The organism is Burkholderia sp. IT-111MI5, assembly GCF_949752865.1.
Taxonomy (GTDB): Bacteria; Pseudomonadota; Gammaproteobacteria; order Burkholderiales; family Burkholderiaceae; genus Burkholderia; species Burkholderia pyrrocinia_C.
In genome coordinates, this window is record NZ_CATKIF010000011.1 from 1,095,691 (window position 1) to 1,114,019 (window position 18,329).

Annotated in this window: 19 protein-coding genes and 1 pseudogene; 10 read left to right on the forward strand and 10 right to left on the reverse strand. The window is 62.4% G+C overall.

What is annotated here, in order from left to right; all coding sequences use genetic code 11:
* Positions 1-9: 9 nt before the first annotated feature.
* The 3 genes from ACM6JT_RS13170 to ACM6JT_RS13180 all read right to left on the reverse strand — a co-directional run bounded on the left by ACM6JT_RS13170 (position 10) and on the right by ACM6JT_RS13180 (position 2,350).
* Positions 10-459: an aconitase X swivel domain-containing protein gene (locus ACM6JT_RS13170; protein ID WP_414856605.1), complete on the reverse strand. Its 450-nt coding sequence runs from the start codon at positions 457-459 to the stop codon at positions 10-12.
* A complete protein-coding gene (locus tag ACM6JT_RS13175) occupies positions 452-1,699 on the reverse strand; it encodes an aconitase X (RefSeq protein WP_217589867.1) in 1,248 nt (415 codons plus the stop codon). The genes ACM6JT_RS13170 and ACM6JT_RS13175 overlap by 8 nt, the downstream gene beginning before the upstream one ends.
* A 222-nt stretch (positions 1,700-1,921) precedes the next feature.
* On the reverse strand, positions 1,922-2,350 hold the full coding sequence (locus ACM6JT_RS13180; protein ID WP_243566202.1) for a MarR family winged helix-turn-helix transcriptional regulator: 429 nt from the start codon (positions 2,348-2,350) through the stop codon (positions 1,922-1,924).
* A gap of 112 nt (positions 2,351-2,462) precedes the next feature.
* Here ACM6JT_RS13180 and ACM6JT_RS13185 point away from each other — a divergent pair, with 112 nt between their 5' ends.
* The 7 genes from ACM6JT_RS13185 (at position 2,463) to ACM6JT_RS13215 (ending at position 9,134) form a co-directional block, all read left to right on the forward strand.
* On the forward strand, positions 2,463-3,383 hold the full coding sequence (locus ACM6JT_RS13185; protein WP_034185081.1) for a LysR family transcriptional regulator: 921 nt from the start codon (positions 2,463-2,465) through the stop codon (positions 3,381-3,383).
* A 107-nt stretch (positions 3,384-3,490) separates the two neighbouring features.
* Entirely contained in the window at positions 3,491-3,922 is a 432-nt protein-coding gene (locus ACM6JT_RS13190) for a MarR family winged helix-turn-helix transcriptional regulator (protein ID WP_034185080.1), read from the forward strand.
* Positions 3,923-3,986: 64 nt separating this feature from the next.
* Positions 3,987-5,081 (forward strand): HlyD family secretion protein, encoded by a 1,095-nt coding sequence (locus ACM6JT_RS13195; RefSeq protein WP_414856606.1) that lies wholly within the window; start codon positions 3,987-3,989, stop codon positions 5,079-5,081.
* Between the two features lie 13 nt (positions 5,082-5,094).
* On the forward strand, positions 5,095-6,669 hold the full coding sequence (locus ACM6JT_RS13200) for a DHA2 family efflux MFS transporter permease subunit (protein WP_407971569.1): 1,575 nt from the start codon (positions 5,095-5,097) through the stop codon (positions 6,667-6,669).
* A gap of 10 nt (positions 6,670-6,679) precedes the next feature.
* Entirely contained in the window at positions 6,680-8,122 is a 1,443-nt protein-coding gene (locus tag ACM6JT_RS13205) for an efflux transporter outer membrane subunit (protein WP_414856607.1), read from the forward strand.
* 211 nt (positions 8,123-8,333) lie between these two features.
* Positions 8,334-8,765, forward strand: a complete 432-nt coding sequence (locus ACM6JT_RS13210; protein ID WP_131948055.1) for an STM2901 family protein — start codon at positions 8,334-8,336, stop codon at positions 8,763-8,765.
* 3 nt (positions 8,766-8,768) lie between these two features.
* Positions 8,769-9,134, forward strand: a complete 366-nt coding sequence (locus ACM6JT_RS13215; protein ID WP_131948056.1) for a DUF1493 family protein — start codon at positions 8,769-8,771, stop codon at positions 9,132-9,134.
* A 58-nt stretch (positions 9,135-9,192) separates the two neighbouring features.
* On the opposite strand, the pseudogene ACM6JT_RS13220 reads toward ACM6JT_RS13215, so the two are convergent.
* Together ACM6JT_RS13220 and ACM6JT_RS13225 are read right to left on the reverse strand one after the other, a co-directional pair.
* Positions 9,193-9,315, reverse strand: a pseudogene (locus ACM6JT_RS13220) (glutathione S-transferase); the annotation flags it as partial.
* Between the two features lie 120 nt (positions 9,316-9,435).
* Positions 9,436-9,846: a TIGR02594 family protein gene (locus ACM6JT_RS13225; protein WP_131948057.1), complete on the reverse strand. Its 411-nt coding sequence runs from the start codon at positions 9,844-9,846 to the stop codon at positions 9,436-9,438.
* Positions 9,847-10,037: 191 nt separating this feature from the next.
* Here ACM6JT_RS13225 and ACM6JT_RS13230 point away from each other — a divergent pair, with 191 nt between their 5' ends.
* The 3 genes from ACM6JT_RS13230 to ACM6JT_RS13240 all read left to right on the forward strand — a co-directional run bounded on the left by ACM6JT_RS13230 (position 10,038) and on the right by ACM6JT_RS13240 (position 13,643).
* Positions 10,038-10,949, forward strand: coding sequence for a LysR substrate-binding domain-containing protein (locus ACM6JT_RS13230; RefSeq protein WP_414856608.1), 912 nt, complete (start codon positions 10,038-10,040; stop codon positions 10,947-10,949).
* 123 nt (positions 10,950-11,072) lie between these two features.
* Positions 11,073-12,389 carry an MFS transporter gene (locus ACM6JT_RS13235; RefSeq protein WP_414856609.1) on the forward strand — a complete coding sequence of 439 codons (1,317 nt, stop codon included), beginning with the start codon at positions 11,073-11,075 and terminating at the stop codon, positions 12,387-12,389.
* Between the two features lie 12 nt (positions 12,390-12,401).
* Positions 12,402-13,643 (forward strand): amidohydrolase family protein, encoded by a 1,242-nt coding sequence (locus ACM6JT_RS13240; protein WP_414856610.1) that lies wholly within the window; start codon positions 12,402-12,404, stop codon positions 13,641-13,643.
* A 262-nt stretch (positions 13,644-13,905) separates the two neighbouring features.
* Here the strand turns inward: ACM6JT_RS13240 and ACM6JT_RS13245 are convergent, their stop codons facing one another.
* From ACM6JT_RS13245 to ACM6JT_RS13265, 5 genes are all read right to left on the reverse strand, one after another.
* On the reverse strand, positions 13,906-14,397 hold the full coding sequence (locus ACM6JT_RS13245; RefSeq protein ID WP_414856611.1) for a hypothetical protein: 492 nt from the start codon (positions 14,395-14,397) through the stop codon (positions 13,906-13,908).
* Positions 14,398-14,745: 348 nt separating this feature from the next.
* On the reverse strand, positions 14,746-15,036 hold the full coding sequence (locus tag ACM6JT_RS13250) for a hypothetical protein (protein ID WP_414856612.1): 291 nt from the start codon (positions 15,034-15,036) through the stop codon (positions 14,746-14,748).
* The gene (locus ACM6JT_RS13255; RefSeq protein WP_414856613.1) at positions 15,033-15,677 is read right to left on the reverse strand and encodes a hypothetical protein; all 645 of its coding nucleotides are present in this window, start codon (positions 15,675-15,677) and stop codon (positions 15,033-15,035) included. Before ACM6JT_RS13255 ends, ACM6JT_RS13250 begins: the two co-directional genes overlap by 4 nt.
* Positions 15,678-16,376, reverse strand: a complete 699-nt coding sequence (locus tag ACM6JT_RS13260) for a hypothetical protein (protein ID WP_414856614.1) — start codon at positions 16,374-16,376, stop codon at positions 15,678-15,680.
* Between the two features lie 119 nt (positions 16,377-16,495).
* Entirely contained in the window at positions 16,496-18,325 is a 1,830-nt protein-coding gene (locus ACM6JT_RS13265) for an AAA family ATPase (RefSeq protein ID WP_414856615.1), read from the reverse strand.
* Between the last annotated feature and the right edge of the window lie 4 nt (positions 18,326-18,329).

The window sequence follows — 18,329 nt, forward strand, 5'->3', positions numbered from 1 at the left end:
CACGACGCGTCAGCCGCCGACGTAGATCCGCGCGCCGCCATCCCCGTCGCCCGCATCGATCCGCACCTCGCCGGTTGCGGCGACGATCGCGTCATACACGTCATTGGTCACGCACACCACCGGCACCGCGATCGCATACAGCTCGGCGGCCACGATCGCGCCGATCGAGATGATCAGGTCGCGCTCCTTCAGCACGATCGCGACGGGCCCCGTGCCGTTGCGCACGGCTTCCGCGAGCACGCTGCTGCTCGAGCTCGAACCCTTCGCGTGCGGCATCACCATCACCTTGCCGGCAAGACTCGCGCCGGCCTGCGGATGCCCGCGATCGACGATCTTGCCCTCACCGGAATCGTAGCCGCCCCAGAAGCTGAGCGGCTTGTCGAGCACGAACGCGCTCGCGCATGCGCTGCCCGGCACGAGCGTGTCGCCCGTCAGTACTTTGCCCGTCGCGTCAGTCATCGAATCGCACCTTTCCTTCGTACGCCGAACGCACGCATTCGCGCATGCTGCCGTATGCGACCGTCACGCCGATGTTCGCGGGCGCATACGACGCCCATTTCCCCGAGTTTGTCATCACCAGCCCCGACAGTTGCTTCATCACCGGCGTGATGTACGTGCAGGTATCGACGACGATCTGGATGCCGCGCGCGGCGAACTTGTCCGCGAGGCCGGCTTCGCCCAGTTCCCACAAGATGAAGCGGCTCGTGTTCACGTAGAAATCGCAGGCCGGCTTGCCGTCGTACGCATCGAGCAACGCATCGAGCGTGCGGAATTCGGCCAGCGAGAAATGCGGCGTGCCGAGCGCCACCGCGACAAGTGCGTCGCCGGCCGCGCCGTGGTTCAGCGTGCGGCGAATCTCGTCGAGATCGGCCATCGCGACGTCGACCGTGCGCTGCGCCGCGCGCCCGTGCAATGCGGCGTCGAGCGTCGGCGCCTCGGGCGTCACGCCCACCGCATGGAACAGCGCGACGGCCCCGCTCGATGCGGCGGCCGCGCCGAGCGCCTTGAGTTCGTCTTCGGTGGTATCCGCCGGCAGCCCGACGATCGCCGGCACGATCGCGCCCGCGATTTTGCCAACAGCCAAGCCGAGTGCGGCGAAATAGATGTCGCGCGACGGCAGGCGGCTGAAGTCCGGCGCGTTGAACACGATTCGCGCGGCGCGGTTCGCTTCGACATGCAAACCCGCGTACGGCGCGCGCCCGGTAATCGCGGCGGCCAGATCGAGAAAATCGCCGTACCGGCTCGTACGCGCGCCGAGCACCGAGTTCGCGAACACGATCGCATTCGATTCGGCCCACGCGATCTGCTCGCCTTTGGCGGGACGGTTCTTCAACTGATACGGCGCGCACGTGAAGCTCGATTCGCAGCCGAGTTGCAGATGCGCATCCATCAGGCGCTGCGCATCGCGCTGGATCGTACGGTCGCCGTGGTACAGCTCGGGATGGATCAGGTCGAGCGACCCGACGTTCAACGTGGTCGGCACCGCGACCTTCGCGCCCGTGTCGACGAAATACTCGACGAAGTCGAGGCTCGTCTGGCCGTGATAAAGACAGCCGTCGATATGCGCTGACGTGATGTCGATCAGGTGCGGCGCGGACATCACTTCCGCCGTGCGCGCGACGATCCGCATCGCGCGGGCGACGCCGTCGCCGAAATCCCCGCGCAACATCGCGTCGTCGCGGTCGCTCAACTGCAGCATCGGTTGCTCCTCGTGACTCGTGCCGGCGGCGCCGGCGCGTGAAATCCGTCAGAGGACTCTACAACTGGAAATAAAAACTGTCCAGATCACCATCTATCCGGACAGCTTGAAAACCAATTTTCGGTAATGGAGGCCGTGCTTCCGCGCCTCAAGCTCTACCAACGCGGTCGATGGCTCGAAATCCGCTCCAGTTCGACGCAACGCGCCAGCCACCTGCCCCGCCTAGCGCTCCGCGGTCAGACTGAACAGTTCATCGCGCAGCGCCTTCGCGCGCCCCTCGCCGAACTGCGTCTCGAATTCGTCCTGCGCGGCCTGCCACGCGACCAACGCCCGCGCGAACGTGCGCTCGCCGAGCTTCGTGAGGCTCAGCGCATGCGCGCGCGCATCGTGCTCGGATGCGGCCGTCGCGACAAAGCCGTCGCGCTGCAGCGGCTTCAGCGCGCGCAGCAGCGTCGTGCGATCCATCACGAGCGATTCGGCGAGTTCGCTCATCAGCAGGCCGGGCCGACGCGTCAGGTTCGCCATGATCGAGAACTGCGCGGGCGTGACGCCGACCGGGGCCAGATGGCGTTCGTACAGTTGCGTGACGAAGCGCGCCGCCTGACGCAGCGCAAGGCAGTTGCACGCTAAGGCAATCGGGTTGTCGTTCATGCTCCGCAATTTATATGTGCATATGCATAAAGTCAATGTACACTCCGCCGTAACGGAGCCGGCGGCCGGCCAGGAGTGTCCGGCGCCCCGCCATCGCGTCAAGGAGACGGACATGGACTACATCGACAAGCTGCGGATTTTCCGGTCGGTGGTCGAGATGCGCAGCTTCACGCGCGCCGCCGACATGCACGGCCTCGCGCGGCCGGTCGTGTCGCGTGCTGTTGCCGATCTGGAGGCGCGCTTCGGCAGCCGGCTGCTGCACCGGACCACGCGCCAGGTGTCGCTGACCGAAACCGCCGAGCGCATCTACGAGCGCTGCGCGGCCGTGCTGGACGAACTCGACGCACTCGAAGCGGACGCGCAGACGCAGACGCGCGAACCCGAGGGCCTGCTGCGTCTCGTCGCGCACACGACGGCCGCGCTGAACCGGCTCGTGCCGCTGATCGCCGGCTTCAAGAGCGCGCATCCGAAAGTGCGCCTCGACGTCACGCTGACCGAGCGCCCCGTCGATCTCGTCGGCGAAGGCTACGACATCGGCATCGTCGTGCCGTACATGCTGACGAGCGAGACGACCGTCGTGCGACTGGTCGAGCGCATTCCGGTCGTGATCGTCGCGACGCCCGCGTATCTGAGCGCACATTCGCGCCCCGAGACGCCGGCCGACCTGGCCGATCATCCGTTCGTGCCGATATCGCCGTCGCTGCGCCGGCCCGCGCTGTCGTTCCGCGTCGACGGCGACACGCTGACCGTGCCGTACCGCTTCGACATCTCGTCGAACAGCCCCGTCTTCAACCGCGAAATGGTGATGCACGACTTCGGCATCGGCGTCGTGCCGAGAACGCTCGTCGAAGCCGAACTCGCGTCGGGCGCGCTCGTGCAATTGCTGGAGGGCGCCGATCTCGTCGACGCGTTCGTCGAGATCAAGCTCGCGTACGCGAACCGCGCGCTGCTGCCCGCGAAGGTGAAGGCGTTCATCGACTACACGGCCGCCTATTGCGACCGCGTAGGCGGGATTGTTCCTGCGGCAGCCTGACCCGGCGCGCGAACGCGCCGGCCTGACGCCGATTGGTACAGCCACGACACCAATCTGATCCTGCTCCGCCCCTCGCTTCGTGGCGCGCTGCGCCCTAACATGTGCACATGCACAAGACCACGCTCACCGATGACGATTGCTTCGCGGTCCGGCAAGCCGCCCGCCGGCTCTCGCAGTTCTACGAGCGTTACCTGTCGCAGGCGGGCGTCACGCCGTCGCAATACAGCATCCTCGCGCTGCTGCGTGACCGGCCGGGCCTGACGATGGCAACGCTGTCGGCCGTGCTGGTGATCGAACGCACCGCGTTGCTGCGCGCGCTCAAGCCACTCGTCGGCGCGGCGCTGGTAACGGGCCGGATCGAGCCGCCGTACCGCCGCCAGACGTTCGCGCTGACCGCGCACGGCGAAACGAAGGTCGCCGACGCGCACGTGCACTGGCTCGCCGCGCAGGAAGCGTTCGAGCAACGGTTCGGGCCGACCCAGGCGGCCCGCCTGAGAGACGAGCTGTTCCGGATCGCGCACAACCTGCCGGAGCGCTAACCCCTTCCCCGATCGACGCGACGTCGTCGGTCGCTTTAATAAGTGCATATACATAGGTGAATCGATGGAAACGACCCAAGAAGCCGCTGCTTCCCGCGAGGCAGCCACAATCGACCGGCCCGCGAAGCAGCGGCGCCGCGTGCCGTGGATGCGCATCGCAATGATCGCCGTCGTCGTCGTGGTGGCCGCGGCCGCGCTCGACTGGCTGTTCGTGCTGCGCTTCCAGGAGAGCACCGACGATGCGTATGTCGGCGGCGACGTGACGGTGCTCGCGCCGAAGGTCAACGGCTTCGTCGACCGGATTCTCGTGACCGACAACCAGCGCGTGAAGGCCGGCGACGTGCTCGTGCAGCTCGATGCGCGCGACTACGATGCGAAGCTCGCGCAGGCCAGCGCCGAAGTCGACAGCGCGCGCTCCGCCGTGACCGAACTCGAAGCGAAGCAGCAACTGCAATTCGCGGTGATCGGCCAGCATGCGGCGGACAAGAACGCGTCGTCGGCCGAGCTGACGCGCGCCGCATCGGACCGCGTGCGCTACCGCGAGCTCGTCAAATCCGATGCCGTGTCGAACCAGATCGTCGAACGCGCGGACGCCGATTATTCGAAGGCCGGCGCGGCCGTCGAACGCAGCGACGCCGCGCTGCTCGCCTCGAAGCGGCAGCTCGACGTGCTCGGCGCGCAGCTCGCCGATGCGCGGGCCCGCGTGAACACCGCGCTCGCCGCGCAGCGCGTCGCGGCGCTCAACGTCGAATACACGACGATCCGCTCGCCGGTCGACGGTTATGTCGGCAACCGCACGGGCCGCGTCGGGATGCTCGCGAACGTCGGCGTGCCGTTGCTGACGGTCGTGCCGGCGTCCGGGCTGTGGATCGACGCGAACTTCAAGGAAGACCAGCTGCGCAAGATGCGCGCGGGCGATCGCGTCGACGTGTCGCTCGATGCGTCGAGCACGCGCCTGCACGGCCGCGTCGACAGCGTCGCGCCCGCGACCGGCGCGACCTTCAGCGTGCTGCCGCCCGAGAACGCGACCGGCAACTTCACGAAGATCGTCCAGCGCGTGCCCGTGCGCGTGCATCTCGATCCGCAGCCGGGCCTCGAACACGTGCTGCGCCCCGGCCTGTCCGCGGTCGTGACCGTGCATACCGACCACGCGAACTGAGCGGGAGCCGACCATGACCACCGCGTTTTCCGGCGACCCCGCATCGCAACCCACCAGGCAGCGCGTATTCGCGTTCGCGCTGATGTGCGTCGGCTTCTTCATGGCGACGCTCGACATCCAGATCGTCGCGTCGTCGCTGCGCGACATCGGCGGCGGCTTGTCCGCGAGCCAGGACGAGCTGTCGTGGGTGCAGACCGCCTACCTGATCGCCGAGATCATCGTGATCCCGATGTCGGGCTGGCTGTCGAAGGTGATGTCGACGCGCTGGCTGTTCGTCGCGTCGGCCGTCGGCTTCACGATCACCAGCATGCTGTGCGGGCTCGCGTGGGACATCAACTCGATGATCCTGTTTCGCGGGCTGCAGGGCGCGCTCGGCGCCGCGATGATCCCGACCGTGTTCACCACCGCGTTCGTGCTGTTCCCCGGCAAGCAGCGGCTGATCGCATCGACGACCATCGGCGCGCTCGCGTCGCTCGCACCGGCGATCGGCCCCGTGATCGGCGGCTGGATCACCGACCAATGGTCGTGGCACTGGCTGTTCTACCTGAACCTCGTGCCGGGCATCGCGGTGGCCGCACTCGTGCCGCGCTACGTGCATATCGACGAACCCGACCTCAGCCTCATCAAGCGCGGCGACTATCTCGGCATCGCGCTGATGTCGGGCTTCCTCGGCTGCCTCGAATACGTGCTGGAAGAAGGCCCGCGCAAAAACTGGTTCGGCGACGACGCGATCGTCATCTGCGCATGGATCTCCGGCATCTGCGGCTTCCTGTTCATCGTGCATGCGCTGACCGCGGAAGATCCGATCGTCGACCTGCGCGCGCTCGCCGTGCGCAACTTCGGGATCGGCAGCCTGCTGTCGTTCGTGACCGGCATCGGGATCTTCGTGACCGTGTTCCTGACGCCGCTGTTTCTTGCGCAGGTGCGCGCGTTCAGCTCGCTGCAGATCGGCCTGGCGCTGCTGTCGGTCGGCGCGTTCCAGTTGCTCGCGCTCGGCGTGTATGCGTTCGCCGCGCGCTACTTCAGCATGCGCGCGCTGCTCGTGTTCGGGCTGATCTGCTTCGGCCTCGGCTGCTACCTGTACACGCCGATCACGCACGACTGGGGCTGGCGGGAACTGCTGCTGCCGCAGGCGCTGCGCGGCATCGGCCAGCAGTTCAGCGTGCCGCCGATCGTGACGATGGCGCTCGGCTCGCTGCCGCAGTCGCGGCTGAAATCGGCGAGCGGGTTGTTCAACCTGATGCGCAATCTCGGCGGGGCGATCGGCATCGCGGTGAGCGCGACGATGCTCAACGACCGGCTGAACTTCCACTACCTGCGCCTGAACGAGCATGTGAGCGCAGGCGAGCCGCAGATCGCGTCGCTGCTCGACCATCAGGCCGCGTACTGGACGGCTGTTGCGGGCAATACGCTGAATACCGCGCAGGCCGGGCTCTCGAACCTGCATCGGCTGATTTATCGCGAAGCGCTGACGCTCACCTACGCGGATGCGTACTACGCGCTGTCGCTGTGCTTCGTCGTCGCGCTGCTTGCCGTCGTGTTTTCCAAACCCATTACTTTGAACGCGCCGCCGCCGGACGCGCACTGAGATCTTCATCATGAAAAAGCTACTCGTCGCCGTTGCCGTCAGCGTGTTCGCCGCAGGGTGTGCGGTGCAGCCCGCGCAGCATCCGGCGCTTAACGAATCCGTTCAGACGCTTGCGCCCACCGCATGGGATACCGACGTGCCGCGCGCGGACATCGATGCCGCCGCATGGTGGGCACAATTCCACGATCCCGTGCTCGACCGGCTGATCGCAACCGTGCTCGACGGCAACCTCGATCTGCAGGCCGCCGCCGAACGCGTGAAGCAGGCGCAGGCGCTGACCGTGCAGAAGCGCGCGGCGCTGCTGCCCGAACTCGACGCGACCGCGCATGCGTCCGACGCGCGGCAGAACACGCCGCCGCCGCTCGGCTATGTGCGGCAGGCCGGCGTGGGGCTCGCGCTGAGCTGGTCGCCCGATGTGTTCGGCGGCGAACGGCTCGATCTGCTCGCCGCGCAGGCCGAGCTCGTCGGGCAGAAGCATGCGGAAGATGCAATGCGGCTCGCGCTCGCGGCCGATGCGGCATCCGCGTATGTCGATCTGCGCTGGGCGCAGCAGGAACTGAAGATCCTGCAGGACAACGCGAAGATCCGGCAGCACGCGCTCGAACTCACGCGCAAGCGGCAGGCGTTCGGGCTGTCGACGGAACTCGACGTCACGCGTGCGCAGAACCAGCTCGATGCGCTCGAAGCGCGGATTCCGCCGACGCAGGCGCAGATTTCGCATCAGCTCAATCTGATTGCCGTGTATTCGGGGCGGACGCCGGAATCGGTCGATCGGCTCGTGTTGGCGCAGGCTGGTGAGATTCCTGCGCCGCCGGTTGGCGCGCCGGGGACGTTGCCTTCGCAGGCGTTGTTGCGGCGGCCTGATGTGTTGACTGCTTATGCGCAGGTGGAGCGGCGTGCGGCGCAAGTGGGGGTTGCGAAGGCCGAGCGGTATCCGAAGTTTTCGCTGAATTTGGCGGACGGGATTCTGGCGGCGTCGTATCTCGGGTTGCCTACGTTGACCGACAATTTGTTCAGTGCGGCGTTGAGTGCGACAAGCCCGATCTTCAATGCGGGGCGTATTACCGCCGATATCTCGCAGAGCGAAAGCCGGATGCGCGAGTCGGAACTCGGGTTGAGGCAGACGATGCTGCAGGCGTTGAGGGAAGTCGAGGATGCGCGTGCGAATCTCGTCAGTTCCGATGAGGCGACGCGGCGGCTCGATAGTGCGCTTTCTGCGTCGGATAAGGCGCTTGGGTTGGCGAATCAGCTCTATAAGGGGGGCGCGACGGATTTTCTCGACGTGCTTTCGGCGCAGGAGGTTTATTTGCGCGATTCGGATTCGCTCAATCAGGTCAAGCGCGAGCATGCGCTGGCGGCAGTCGCGCTTTATCGGTCGCTTGGGGGTGGGTGGAGCAGGAATGAGGCGGCGGGTGGGACGCAGACGGAAACCGAGGCTGTGGCGAAGAATTAGGGGGGATCACGACGCGGCGCCGGCTTCCATACTGCCGGCGCCCCGCTCCTCAGCCGCACGATGAGGATCGGTCCGAGCACATTCATCGCGAATCAGTTGGGACCGGTCAGCGGTACCGGCCAGGCTGTTCTGGGTGATGCGGTAAAGTATCGCCTTCGCGAGGGGCACACGCTGAGAGAGCAGCGCCCTTGCCGGATCAGGAGAACAATGAGTGAGTGAAAACCGGTACACCTACGGCACTTGGCAGAATCTACGGCCCGTCGACGTCTTTGCCCTGGTGGCGTTCGACGAGACGCGCAAGCAGTTGGGCCTGGACGATCTGGCAGCCGCGTCGGCAATGCTGCTCGGTCAGGCTGACGTCCCTGTCGCCGGCAAGTTCGCAGGGGCTACGCCGGGCACCTCCGTCGCCTCGCTTGCTGCCCGCAAGCTGTTCCCGCAGACGCTACCGTTTCGCCTGCCGATGATCATGGGCGTTGGGTTGTCCGGTATTCGAATCTCCTTCACCCACCGCCTCGGCGCATGGGTCGGCCGGACGATTCCCGTCGTAGGCGAGGTGTTTCTGGCTCGCGATGCCTTCCTGATCATGCGCAACACCGTGACGACCTACAACCGACTCGTGAAGCCCGAAGATCGGGTGCTCTGAGCCATGAAAGACGATACCTGGGAACGTTTCGAAGCCTTCACCCGTCAGGAGCTTGGCCGGCCGTTGTTCGGCGGCAAGCTGAACCTTCAGCCGGAATCACGGCTTGAGGAGGATCTCGGCATCACTGGCCTCGACGGGGTCGAGTTTATCGACAAGTGGGCCGAGACATTCAACGTCGACGCCAAAGGGTTCCCGTACCGACGCTACTTTGGCCCGGAAGGTCAGGAACTGCTGTCGTCACTCATGGGGCTATTCGTGAAACGACTCCGACCGCCAAAGCGCCACCCGCTGACGCTTGGTATGCTGGCCGAGGCAACGCGACGCGGGAAGTGGGACACAGACGCGATCGAGGCGGCTACAGGGGAATGATCGTAATTGGCTGGGTCGGTCCGCGGCGGCGGCGTTCAAATTACAGCGGCGGACGATTGCCGAGATCGACGGTTACCAGTTCGTACGGCAGCGATTTTTCCTCGAACGCGACGAAGACCGACATCGCGTAAGGGCTCGTGCATCGCGCATCCGCGTAGAGGCGGAGATTTCCGGTTGGCACTGCTGTCTCCTTGTGGGGACGGAGCCCGTCGCTGCGCAGGCGCGCACCGACGAGCTCCGGGTGGGTCAATGCGGCGGTAACGGCCGCGTTCTGGATTTTTTGTGTGCTTGCCGCCATGGGTCACTCGGCGGACGGCCAACGGTAGCCGATCACTTCGTTCAACGGGTACGCGAGTTCGCGCACTTCTTCCAGTTGGTTGCCGCCGAACAGGTGGACGTGTTGGTCGTCGTGGCGCAGGTAGAAACCGACGTGCCCTTTCCAGCTTGCAGGATCGTCGCGTGTCAGGATGGCAATGCAACCGTAGACCGGGCGCTCCAGCGGGCGGCCCCATTCGAGCCATGAGCGCGCGAGCGCGGAGCCGGTGCCGCGAATGCCGGCGTGTGTCATGCACCAGTTGACGAACGACGAACACCAGGAAATCTTGTCGTCATAGCCGACCAGATTCGTCTGGTTGTTGTATTCGACGATGCGCGGGTTGATGCTGCCCGGCGGGTGGCGGCGGATGCCGAGTTCGGCCAGCGCGACGGACATCCACGGCGGATGGCCGGCTTTCGGTTTGCTCTCAGGGTTTGATAGGGTCACGTCGTTCTCGGGCGAGTGTCGGTGCGATTTCGCTCAATCTTCGCATGAATATAGCGAGTCTACAGCGCCCCTTCTGGCTTGCGATTTTCGCTCGGTCCACCCGTATCATGTCGGCAGCGCCCTCGACTCCCCCGCCCGCCATGCGCATCACGCCCCTGCCGCCCCTTCAGTGCCTCGTCGCGTTCGAAGCCGCCGTGCGGCACGCGAGCTTCACGAAGGCCGCCGCCGAACTGCACCTGACCCAAAGTGCGATCAGCCGCCAGATCCAGCAACTCGAGGAATTCCTCGGCCGCTCGCTGTTCGTTCGCGAACACCGTTCACTGCGGCTGACGATCGCCGGCGAGCAATACGCGACACAGGTCCACCACCTGCTCACGCAGTGCGCGGAAGCCACGCAAGACGTGATGAAGCCGTACGGCGATCTCGAACTGACGATCGCGTGCTCGTCCGGCGTCGCACTACTGTGGCTTACGCCTCGGCTGCCGGACTTTCGCACCGCATATCCGAACATCAAGCTGCGCCTGATCGTGCGCGATGCTCTTGCGTCGATGTCGCCGGCCGAATTCGACGTCGGCGTCTACTACGTGCGCCAGCAAGCGCCGGCCGAATACACCGCGCGCCGGCTGTTCGACGAGGAAGTGTTTCCCGTCTGCGCGCCCGGCTATCTGGCCGGCCGCACGCTCGACGCGGCCGATCTCGCGAACGAGACGCTGTTGCGCCTCGAGGACGGACAGCGCCAATGGATGTCCTGGTCCGAATGGTTCGACATGAACGACGTCGACCGGCAGAAGGCGCAGCCGCAGGACATCACGATCAACTCCTATCCGCAGATCGTGCAGATGACCATTCTCGGCCAGGGTGTGTCGCTCGGCTGGCGCTACATGATCGACGCATGCATCGAGGCCGGCCTGCTCGTGCGCGTGACGGAAGCGTCCGCGAGCCACGGCGGCAGCTATTACGTGATCTCGCCCAACGACCGCGCGCAGAACCAGGCCGCCCGCCTGTTCACGCGCTGGCTGTTCGAACAGGCGGAGAAGCAGACCGCGCCCTGAGCGCGATGCATGCGCCCAGCGCATGCGTGCATGCGAATCTTTCGTTTCAGAAAAAAATCCGGCTGTCCTTAGCATGGGATTCACGCGGGGCAGCCGTCCCGTCTTCTGACAGAGGAAGAGACCATGCAAGGAACGCTTTCCCCACGCGCCGCGCCTTCCGTCGATGCGGCAGTGCAGCAGCGCCGCCGCGCCATCGTGGCGACCGTGATCGGCAACGGCCTCGAATGGTTCGACTTCACCGTCTACAGCTTCTTCGCGGTGATCATCGCGAAGCTGTTCTTCCCGACCGGCAACGAACTGACGTCCGTGCTGCTGACCGTCGCGACGTTCGGTGTCGGCTTCTTCATGCGGCCGGTGGGCGGCATCGTGCTCGGCGTCTATGCCGACAAGGTCGGACGCAAGGCCGCGTTGTCGCTCACCATCCTGCTGATGGCAGCCGGCACCGCGCTCATCGGGATCGCGCCGACCTACGAACAGGCCGGCATCGCCGCGCCGCTGCTGATCGTCGTCGCGCGGCTGCTGCAAGGCTTCTCGGCCGGCGGCGAGATGGGTGGCGCCACCGCGTTCCTCACCGAATACGCGCCGCCGGAGAAGCGCGCGTATTACTCGAGCTGGATTCAGTCGAGCATCGGCTTCGCGGTGCTGCTCGGCGCGGCGACCGGCACGTTCGTCACGACGTCGCTCGACGCGCAGGCGCTGCATAGCTGGGGCTGGCGGCTGCCGTTCCTGCTCGGGATCATCGTCGGGCCGGTCGGTTACTTCATTCGCAGCCATATCGACGAGACGCCGGCGTTCAGTGCCGTCGAAGCGCAGGCGAAAGAAAGCTCGCCGCTGAAGGAAGTGCTGTCCACCTACCCGCGCGAGACGTTCGCGAGTTTTTCGATGGTCATTCTGTGGACCGTCTGTACCTATGTGCTGCTCTTCTACATGCCGACTTATTCCGTGCGCACGCTGCATCTGCCGCAGTCGACCGGGTTTGCGGCCGGGATGGTTGGTGGCCTGATGATCATGTGCTGCTCGCCGATCGTCGGCAGGCTCGCCGACGCGTGGGGACGGCGCGTGTTCCTGTCCGGTTCGGCGCTCGCGATCCTCGTGCTCGCTTGGCCGATGTTCGCGTGGATCAACCATGCGCCCGGGTTCACGTCGCTGATCGTGTTCCAGGCAGTGTTCGGCGTGTTGATTGCAACCTATACGGGGCCGATCCTCGCGGCGTTCGCGGAGCTGTTTCCGACCAAGGTGCTGTCGACAGGGCTTTCCGTTGCGTACAACTTCGCGGTGACGATCTTTGGTGGATTCGCACCGTTCCTGATTACTTGGCTTATCGCCCGGACGGGCAGCAACATGGCGCCTGCCTTCTACGTGATCCTCGCGGCGGCAGTCAGTTTCGTCGGGACGCGTTTCGTGAAGGATGCGAAGCGTGGCGCCTCCATGACTCGATAAGGATATTTCCCCATGACCATTACCGTGCTTCAAGGCGGCAACGTACTCGACCTCGAACGAGGCGTGTTGCTCGAACATCATCATGTCGTGATCGAAGGCGAGCGGATCGTCGAAGTTACTGATCGGCCGGTGGATTTGCCGAATGCGCAGGTGATCGATGTGCGTGGCAAGACCGTGATGCCGGGGTTCATCGATTGCCATGTGCATGTGCTGGCTTCGAATGCGAATCTTGGCGCGAATGCGACGCAGCCGAATATTCTTGCGGCGATTCGGTCGTTGCCGATTCTCGATGCGATGTTGTCGCGTGGGTTTACCAGCGTGCGGGATGCGGGTGGCGCGGATTGGAGTTTGATGCAGGCGGTCGAGACGGGGCTGGTTTCGGGGCCGAGGATTTTCCCGTCGGGGAAGGCGTTGTCGCAGACCGGCGGGCATGGGGATTTTCGGCCTCGGGGGGATTTGCTGGAGCCCTGCTCTTGCTGCTTTCGGACGGGGGCGATTGCGCGGGTCGTGGATGGGGTTGAAGGTGTGCGGCTCGCCGTGCGCGAAGAGATTCAGAAAGGCGCGACGCAGATCAAGATCATGGCTTCAGGTGGCGTTGCTTCGCCGACTGATCCGATTGCCAACACGCAGTATTCGGAGGACGAGATTCGGGCCATCGTCGATGAGGCAGAGGCCGCGAATACTTATGTGATGGCGCATGCGTATACGGGGCGGGCGATTGCACGGGCTGTGCGATGTGGTGTGCGGACGATCGAGCACGGGAATCTCGTGGATGAAGCGGCCGCGAAGCTCATGCATGAGCACGGGGCGTTTGTCGTGCCTACGCTTGTTACTTATGACGCGCTCGCCAAACATGGGGCAGAGTTCGGGATGCCGGCTGACTCCGTGGCGAAGGTGGCTTCCGTGCAGCAGAAAGGTCGCGAGTCGCTGGAGATCTATGCGAAGGCCGGCGTGAAGATGGGGTTCGGGTCGGACCTGCTTGGCGAGATGCACGCGTTTCAGTGCGGCGAGTTTCGGATTCGGGCGGAAGTGCTCGGGAATCTGGAAGCGCTCAGGTCTGCGACGACGGTGGCGGCGGAGATCGTCAACATGACGGGGCAACTGGGCGTCGTGGCCGCTGGTGCGATCGCCGACATGGTCGTGCTCGATGGGAACCCGCTCGACGATATCGGTGTTGTGGCCGGTGAAGGCGAACACGTCGCCTATGTGCTGCAGCGCGGTAGGATCGTGAAGGCGCGGGACGGCGGGCGTTAACGCGTCGTTCACGAATGCACGCGGACATTCGGGCCGTCGCTCGAATCCTGATACCTCCGAGTGAATCGAATCCATCCGATTGTTTCGGCACGCGCGGTGCCGCCTCACGGCCGTTGCGGCCGTGACAGTTGTTGAAGTTGGCTGTGGGCACGCATCGCGACATGCGCGGCGATGGCCAGGGCGATATCGCCCCGGCGGTCAGTCGCGTTCGTGCAAAACCAGTAATCCGCCCGCAAGAGCCGCATGAAGCGGCCCTTGCTTGTTATGCCGGCGTGTCTTCCGGTTCTGGGTCGTGGTACGGCTGCTCTCGCAGCGCCAGCTGGCTGTAGTCCGGCGAGATCGTGATTTTCCGGGTGACGTAGTTGACGTCGAGGTAGATGCGGTCGCCCGGTTTGAATCCAAAGATCTTGAAATCAATATCGATCGCCTGCATCCACGGCAGGTAAGGCCAGCCACGCTTGGGAAGGTCCGGGTAGTTGCGGAGGACCAGCTCAAACGTCTTTTGCATGTTGACGGGTTTGTTCTTCCTGCGACGTGACTTACTATTGGCGTCAGCCATTTCCGACTCCTGCTGTGAGTTGGTGGTGGTCAGCGGGTCGTATGGGTTGCCGCCCATACGGCCCGCGCTTTTTGTTGCCGTGAATTTCCCTTCTCTCTCCCCCTTCGCTGCGTCTTGTTGGGCAAGACGGATTTTTCGACCATCGGTGCGAAGGGTGCTGCGAACAACTCCGATGGGCGAGAAGCAAGGCTTCATGACCAGTGTAATCGCGCTGGCATCTCAGAAATGGGGAGTTGAGGGGGATTGGCCGTTAGGTATAGGGATGGGTACGGTATTAGACCGACGTTGCGAATTGATTTTTGATGTTTCTTTGTGGTCGTCGGCTTTCTAAAATATTCGATCGAATTGACTGCGGGTCGCCACCCAAAATGGACGCCCTAGTCTCACAATTGGATTTCTGCCGCAAAGCAAAGGTCGACTTCGCTATGGCCAATTCCTCTTGTGCATACGCCCCTTGATTAGAGGGGCGGTGGTTTGCTGCCACAATCTCTACCAAGCCACTCCCGCGACTGCGTGGAATACTATCCGAATAGTCGTAGCGGATTAAGGGAAGATGAGGTTGCTACGCTGTACTCGAACAGCGTCGACCTCCGCCGCCTCGTCAAAGGTCATCAAAACCAAATGAAGCGGTAGAGCGAGAACATCAGGATCGATAACTCGTCGAAGTGTGTCAGCCTGTTCGTCGCTTTTGCAGAGGATCATCAGATCGATGTCCGCTGCGTCAAACTCGTCCCGATCGACGGAGCCAAAAAGATGCCATTGCGTTCCCTCGGCCTCTGTTCCAAGCGACACAGCAAGCGCTCGCAGGCTGGCGATTACGCGTTGGCGAATCATTTTCCCAGTCGCTGCATTAGGCCGCCGAACGTCAGTGCCTGCGCACCAATAGAGTCAGCAGCGTCTGCCGCCGCACTTGTAATCGAGCCGTAGCTCGATGATTTGACGACAACGTCAAAATGACCAAATCTTGCCTTGGCATTGCGTACGTCTTCAGCGCTCATGTTGTATGCGTCGATAACCGCAACGGTGAGGCTTGGACCAATCATTCGATGAACACGAAATACCGTCTCATAGACGTAAGAGACGCTATGGACGTTCTTGTGCTGTTGCATCGCATTGATGAAATAGTCCATGTTCTTGTTACGGTATGAACCGGCGTCCTCCGTATGGGCAGCCCTAGAAACTTCACCCAACGTTCCGAACGCGGCTGATGCCGCGTGAATACGACCGATGGCTGCGCCACTCCACAAAGTACGAGAAGGTACATTCACTACGAACTGCGGCTTGGTGGCGCCGGTAAAGAGAGGCTCCACGTCCGACACTTCGATTAGATCCCGTACGCCTAGGACAGCAACCAAGAACGAGTAATTCTCCTCCGATCTGACGACCAAAAAGCCCTCCGGTGTGCGTTCGACAACCTTGAGTCCATCAGTCTCTCCGAGCTTATTGGCGACCCATTGGACCGCGTCCTCGTTCATTTATCGACCCTCCAAAATATTGGACATTTCACCGGGAAAACGAGAAGCATCTTCTCTCTTTCCTTCGATATGAAATGCTTCCAAGTCGTTAATATGCTGCCGGAACTGCTCCAACGCTTCTTTCTCACCGCCGCTAAGCAGATGTCGGTTAGCGTCCAAGATTGCAAGTATTCGCGCGCTGTTAGGCAGGATGCGCGTTAGCATCTTGCGCTTCCACTGTTCAGCGGCACCGCTCTCCGGGTTACAGGCGGCGGCAATGTGAGGACCGTACTGTTTGAAAATCGCATGATTCTCCGCTAACAGTGGTTCCACCGCTAGGCGGGCGATGGCGCGATCACTGAATTTCACCGCGCCGAAGAGCCCCCGAAGCTTGTTGGCATGTTCGCGCTTCCAGCTAAGCATCATCGTGTCTGGAAAAGCGTCAGGCGCCTTGTCAACCATCGTATGGCAGTTAGCGCATAGCATCACCAAGTTCTCGAAAGCTCCGCGCTCCTCTTCGCTCAGTTCAGGCTTTGCTCGAGGCCCACCATCGTTGGCCGCAAACACGTGAGCCATCTCGGCGATGTGAATGGACTTACCAGCAGCGTCGACGAACAGTTCATTGGAACATCCAGGGTTTTGACAGTAGCCAGCCGATGCGGCGAAAAGGCGGCGCTGCGTATGGGCATCAGGTGATGCGGCGCATCTTGAGCAAGCCATCGCTTCGTCCTTTAATTGAATAATTCTGCGATTTTATCGCTTTGAGCTTGAATTAGACGACATCCGCAGAAGTAGATCTAATGTCACCATATGCAATCTATTCTCTTCAATATCGAAACTCAAGCTACTAACACCAGCAAGTTCTCGATCAGCGCTTTAATCTCCGAACGTTGCTCACCGTCTTCTTGGTACATCGAGCGCTGAATGATCTGCTCTGCAGTCATCAAAGGCCAGAACCTGTCGATCACATCATCCGCTTTGACGCGAACTGCCTGGCCAATGATCTTCTTGGCGTCGCAGGTGTCGGTGAAATCTACCCTTATCCCGGTTTGCGCATAAATCATGTCAGGGCACAGGTAGTTCTCGATTTCCCGTTTTCGCGTCGAATAGAAGGGGCGGCCTTGGGCTTCAACCTCCTGCTTGCGCTTTGCGATAGAGGCCACCTGTTCTGGGCTACCACCGATGTCTGAGTCGAGAAACACGCACCAGGGCAGACCTAGGTCATCGGCCAGGTTGAGAGTAACCCAGTGTTTCACACTACCGCACCCACCGATCAGAATGGGGACGATTCCGGCATCATCCAGACTGGATTCAAGCTGTCCAGCAGCCTTCAGGGTATTGGCCGCGTGACGGAGGAAGTTGACGTCGGATTTACCCTCTACCAGCACGATGCCCTTTGCCCGCTCCATCCCTGTTTCTGGGAGTACACCTAAGCTCTCGGCGGCTTCCTTGAGCACATCGCCATTGGGCATTTTGACAACGGGGATGTCGTTATCATCCTTGGTGACGTAGCGAATGCCGTCGATCGGAATCAGGCCAGCCAGGGCTGGGACGTGGGTAGTGACGATGATCTGCCGGTTCGGCTGGTTGGAGAGTTCCAGTAGAGCCTTCATCAGCATCTTCTGGTAGTTGGGATGCTGTGAGGTTTCCGGTTCCTCGATAGCGTAGATGACATTGCGCTGGGTGCCCACTACAGCCTTCTCCGCCTCGGCGCGAAAGAAGTTGAGCAGAATCAGCCGACGCACGCCGCTGCCGCGCTTGTTGATGGGAATGCCATTCTCGCCATCCAGAGTGAAGCTGAAGCTCCACTTGGGTTTTTCCTTAAAGCGCGGTGTAAGTTCGTTAGCCAGTTCGGGAGCCATGTCCCGCAGCTTATCAAGGGTACGGTTGGCCACATCAAGCACACTGGTTTCGATCTGCCGCTCTAGCTCGCTAATTTGATGCTGCAGCGCAGCCTGCGCCTCCTTGACTGCCTGTTGCAACGGATTCTTGGCTTCGGCATCGCCATCACTGCTTTCACGATCCGCCTTGAATAGCGCGAAGATGGGTAGCTGATCCTGAATTTTGTCCCAGATGGATTTGTTATCAACTGAGATCCCTTTGCTTACATCAAGCTGCGTGTCTTGGAGGGTAAGGGGCTGCGCCGCGCCGCGAATGGCTTGCCGCCACTGAGAAGCCACACGTTTATCGGCAACCTGATCGGCAACCCCACGTTGCTCGCCAAGCTTTTTCAACTCTGCCATTTTGAGACTGAGCAACTTCGCCAAATCTGCGTCTGCTGGATGCTGACAGCGGATGGCAGTACGCTCGAGTTTGCCTGCGCTGGCCTTGAAGGTCTTGACAATCTCTAACGCCCCCTCTGCGTTGAGTAAATACTCCTGTGCCAATGTCGTTGCAGCGTTCTCATCTAATACCAGTGTGTTGGGTAGGCCATCGAACTCACATGCAATCTCGAACTGCTCATTACCCTCAGCTAAGCTGAAGCAGTTCATATCGCTCTTGTCGACCTTGGCACCGTCGGTCTCGAAGAAGATGGCTAGGGCTTCGAGAATGGTTGATTTACCATAGTCGTTACGACCGACGATACCAGTCAGGGCTTCGTCAACGGGAATAACAGTGGTGGCGCGGTAGCCACGAAAGTTGGTAAGTTTGACGGACTTGAGGCGCATGGTC

What these genes read in the sequence shown, in the direction of transcription:
- ACM6JT_RS13255 (WP_414856613.1), bottom strand. Translation starts at nt 15,677, where the DNA reads ATGAACGAGGACGCGGTCCAATGGGTCGCCAATAAGCTCGGAGAGACT.
- ACM6JT_RS13175 (WP_217589867.1), bottom strand. Translation starts at nt 1,699, where the DNA reads ATGCTGCAGTTGAGCGACCGCGACGACGCGATGTTGCGCGGGGATTTC.
- ACM6JT_RS13185 (WP_034185081.1), top strand. Translation starts at nt 2,463, where the DNA reads ATGGACTACATCGACAAGCTGCGGATTTTCCGGTCGGTGGTCGAGATG.
- ACM6JT_RS13195 (WP_414856606.1), top strand. Translation starts at nt 3,987, where the DNA reads ATGGAAACGACCCAAGAAGCCGCTGCTTCCCGCGAGGCAGCCACAATC.
- ACM6JT_RS13245 (WP_414856611.1), bottom strand. Translation starts at nt 14,397, where the DNA reads ATGAAGCCTTGCTTCTCGCCCATCGGAGTTGTTCGCAGCACCCTTCGC.
- ACM6JT_RS13230 (WP_414856608.1), top strand. Translation starts at nt 10,038, where the DNA reads ATGCGCATCACGCCCCTGCCGCCCCTTCAGTGCCTCGTCGCGTTCGAA.
- ACM6JT_RS13235 (WP_414856609.1), top strand. Translation starts at nt 11,073, where the DNA reads ATGCAAGGAACGCTTTCCCCACGCGCCGCGCCTTCCGTCGATGCGGCA.
- ACM6JT_RS13260 (WP_414856614.1), bottom strand. Translation starts at nt 16,376, where the DNA reads ATGGCTTGCTCAAGATGCGCCGCATCACCTGATGCCCATACGCAGCGC.
- ACM6JT_RS13265 (WP_414856615.1), bottom strand. Translation starts at nt 18,325, where the DNA reads ATGCGCCTCAAGTCCGTCAAACTTACCAACTTTCGTGGCTACCGCGCC.
- ACM6JT_RS13250 (WP_414856612.1), bottom strand. Translation starts at nt 15,036, where the DNA reads ATGATTCGCCAACGCGTAATCGCCAGCCTGCGAGCGCTTGCTGTGTCG.
- ACM6JT_RS13180 (WP_243566202.1), bottom strand. Translation starts at nt 2,350, where the DNA reads ATGAACGACAACCCGATTGCCTTAGCGTGCAACTGCCTTGCGCTGCGT.
- ACM6JT_RS13170 (WP_414856605.1), bottom strand. Translation starts at nt 459, where the DNA reads ATGACTGACGCGACGGGCAAAGTACTGACGGGCGACACGCTCGTGCCG.
- ACM6JT_RS13225 (WP_131948057.1), bottom strand. Translation starts at nt 9,846, where the DNA reads ATGTCCGTCGCGCTGGCCGAACTCGGCATCCGCCGCCACCCGCCGGGC.
- ACM6JT_RS13240 (WP_414856610.1), top strand. Translation starts at nt 12,402, where the DNA reads ATGACCATTACCGTGCTTCAAGGCGGCAACGTACTCGACCTCGAACGA.
- ACM6JT_RS13200 (WP_407971569.1), top strand. Translation starts at nt 5,095, where the DNA reads ATGACCACCGCGTTTTCCGGCGACCCCGCATCGCAACCCACCAGGCAG.
- ACM6JT_RS13205 (WP_414856607.1), top strand. Translation starts at nt 6,680, where the DNA reads ATGAAAAAGCTACTCGTCGCCGTTGCCGTCAGCGTGTTCGCCGCAGGG.
- ACM6JT_RS13215 (WP_131948056.1), top strand. Translation starts at nt 8,769, where the DNA reads ATGAAAGACGATACCTGGGAACGTTTCGAAGCCTTCACCCGTCAGGAG.
- ACM6JT_RS13190 (WP_034185080.1), top strand. Translation starts at nt 3,491, where the DNA reads ATGCACAAGACCACGCTCACCGATGACGATTGCTTCGCGGTCCGGCAA.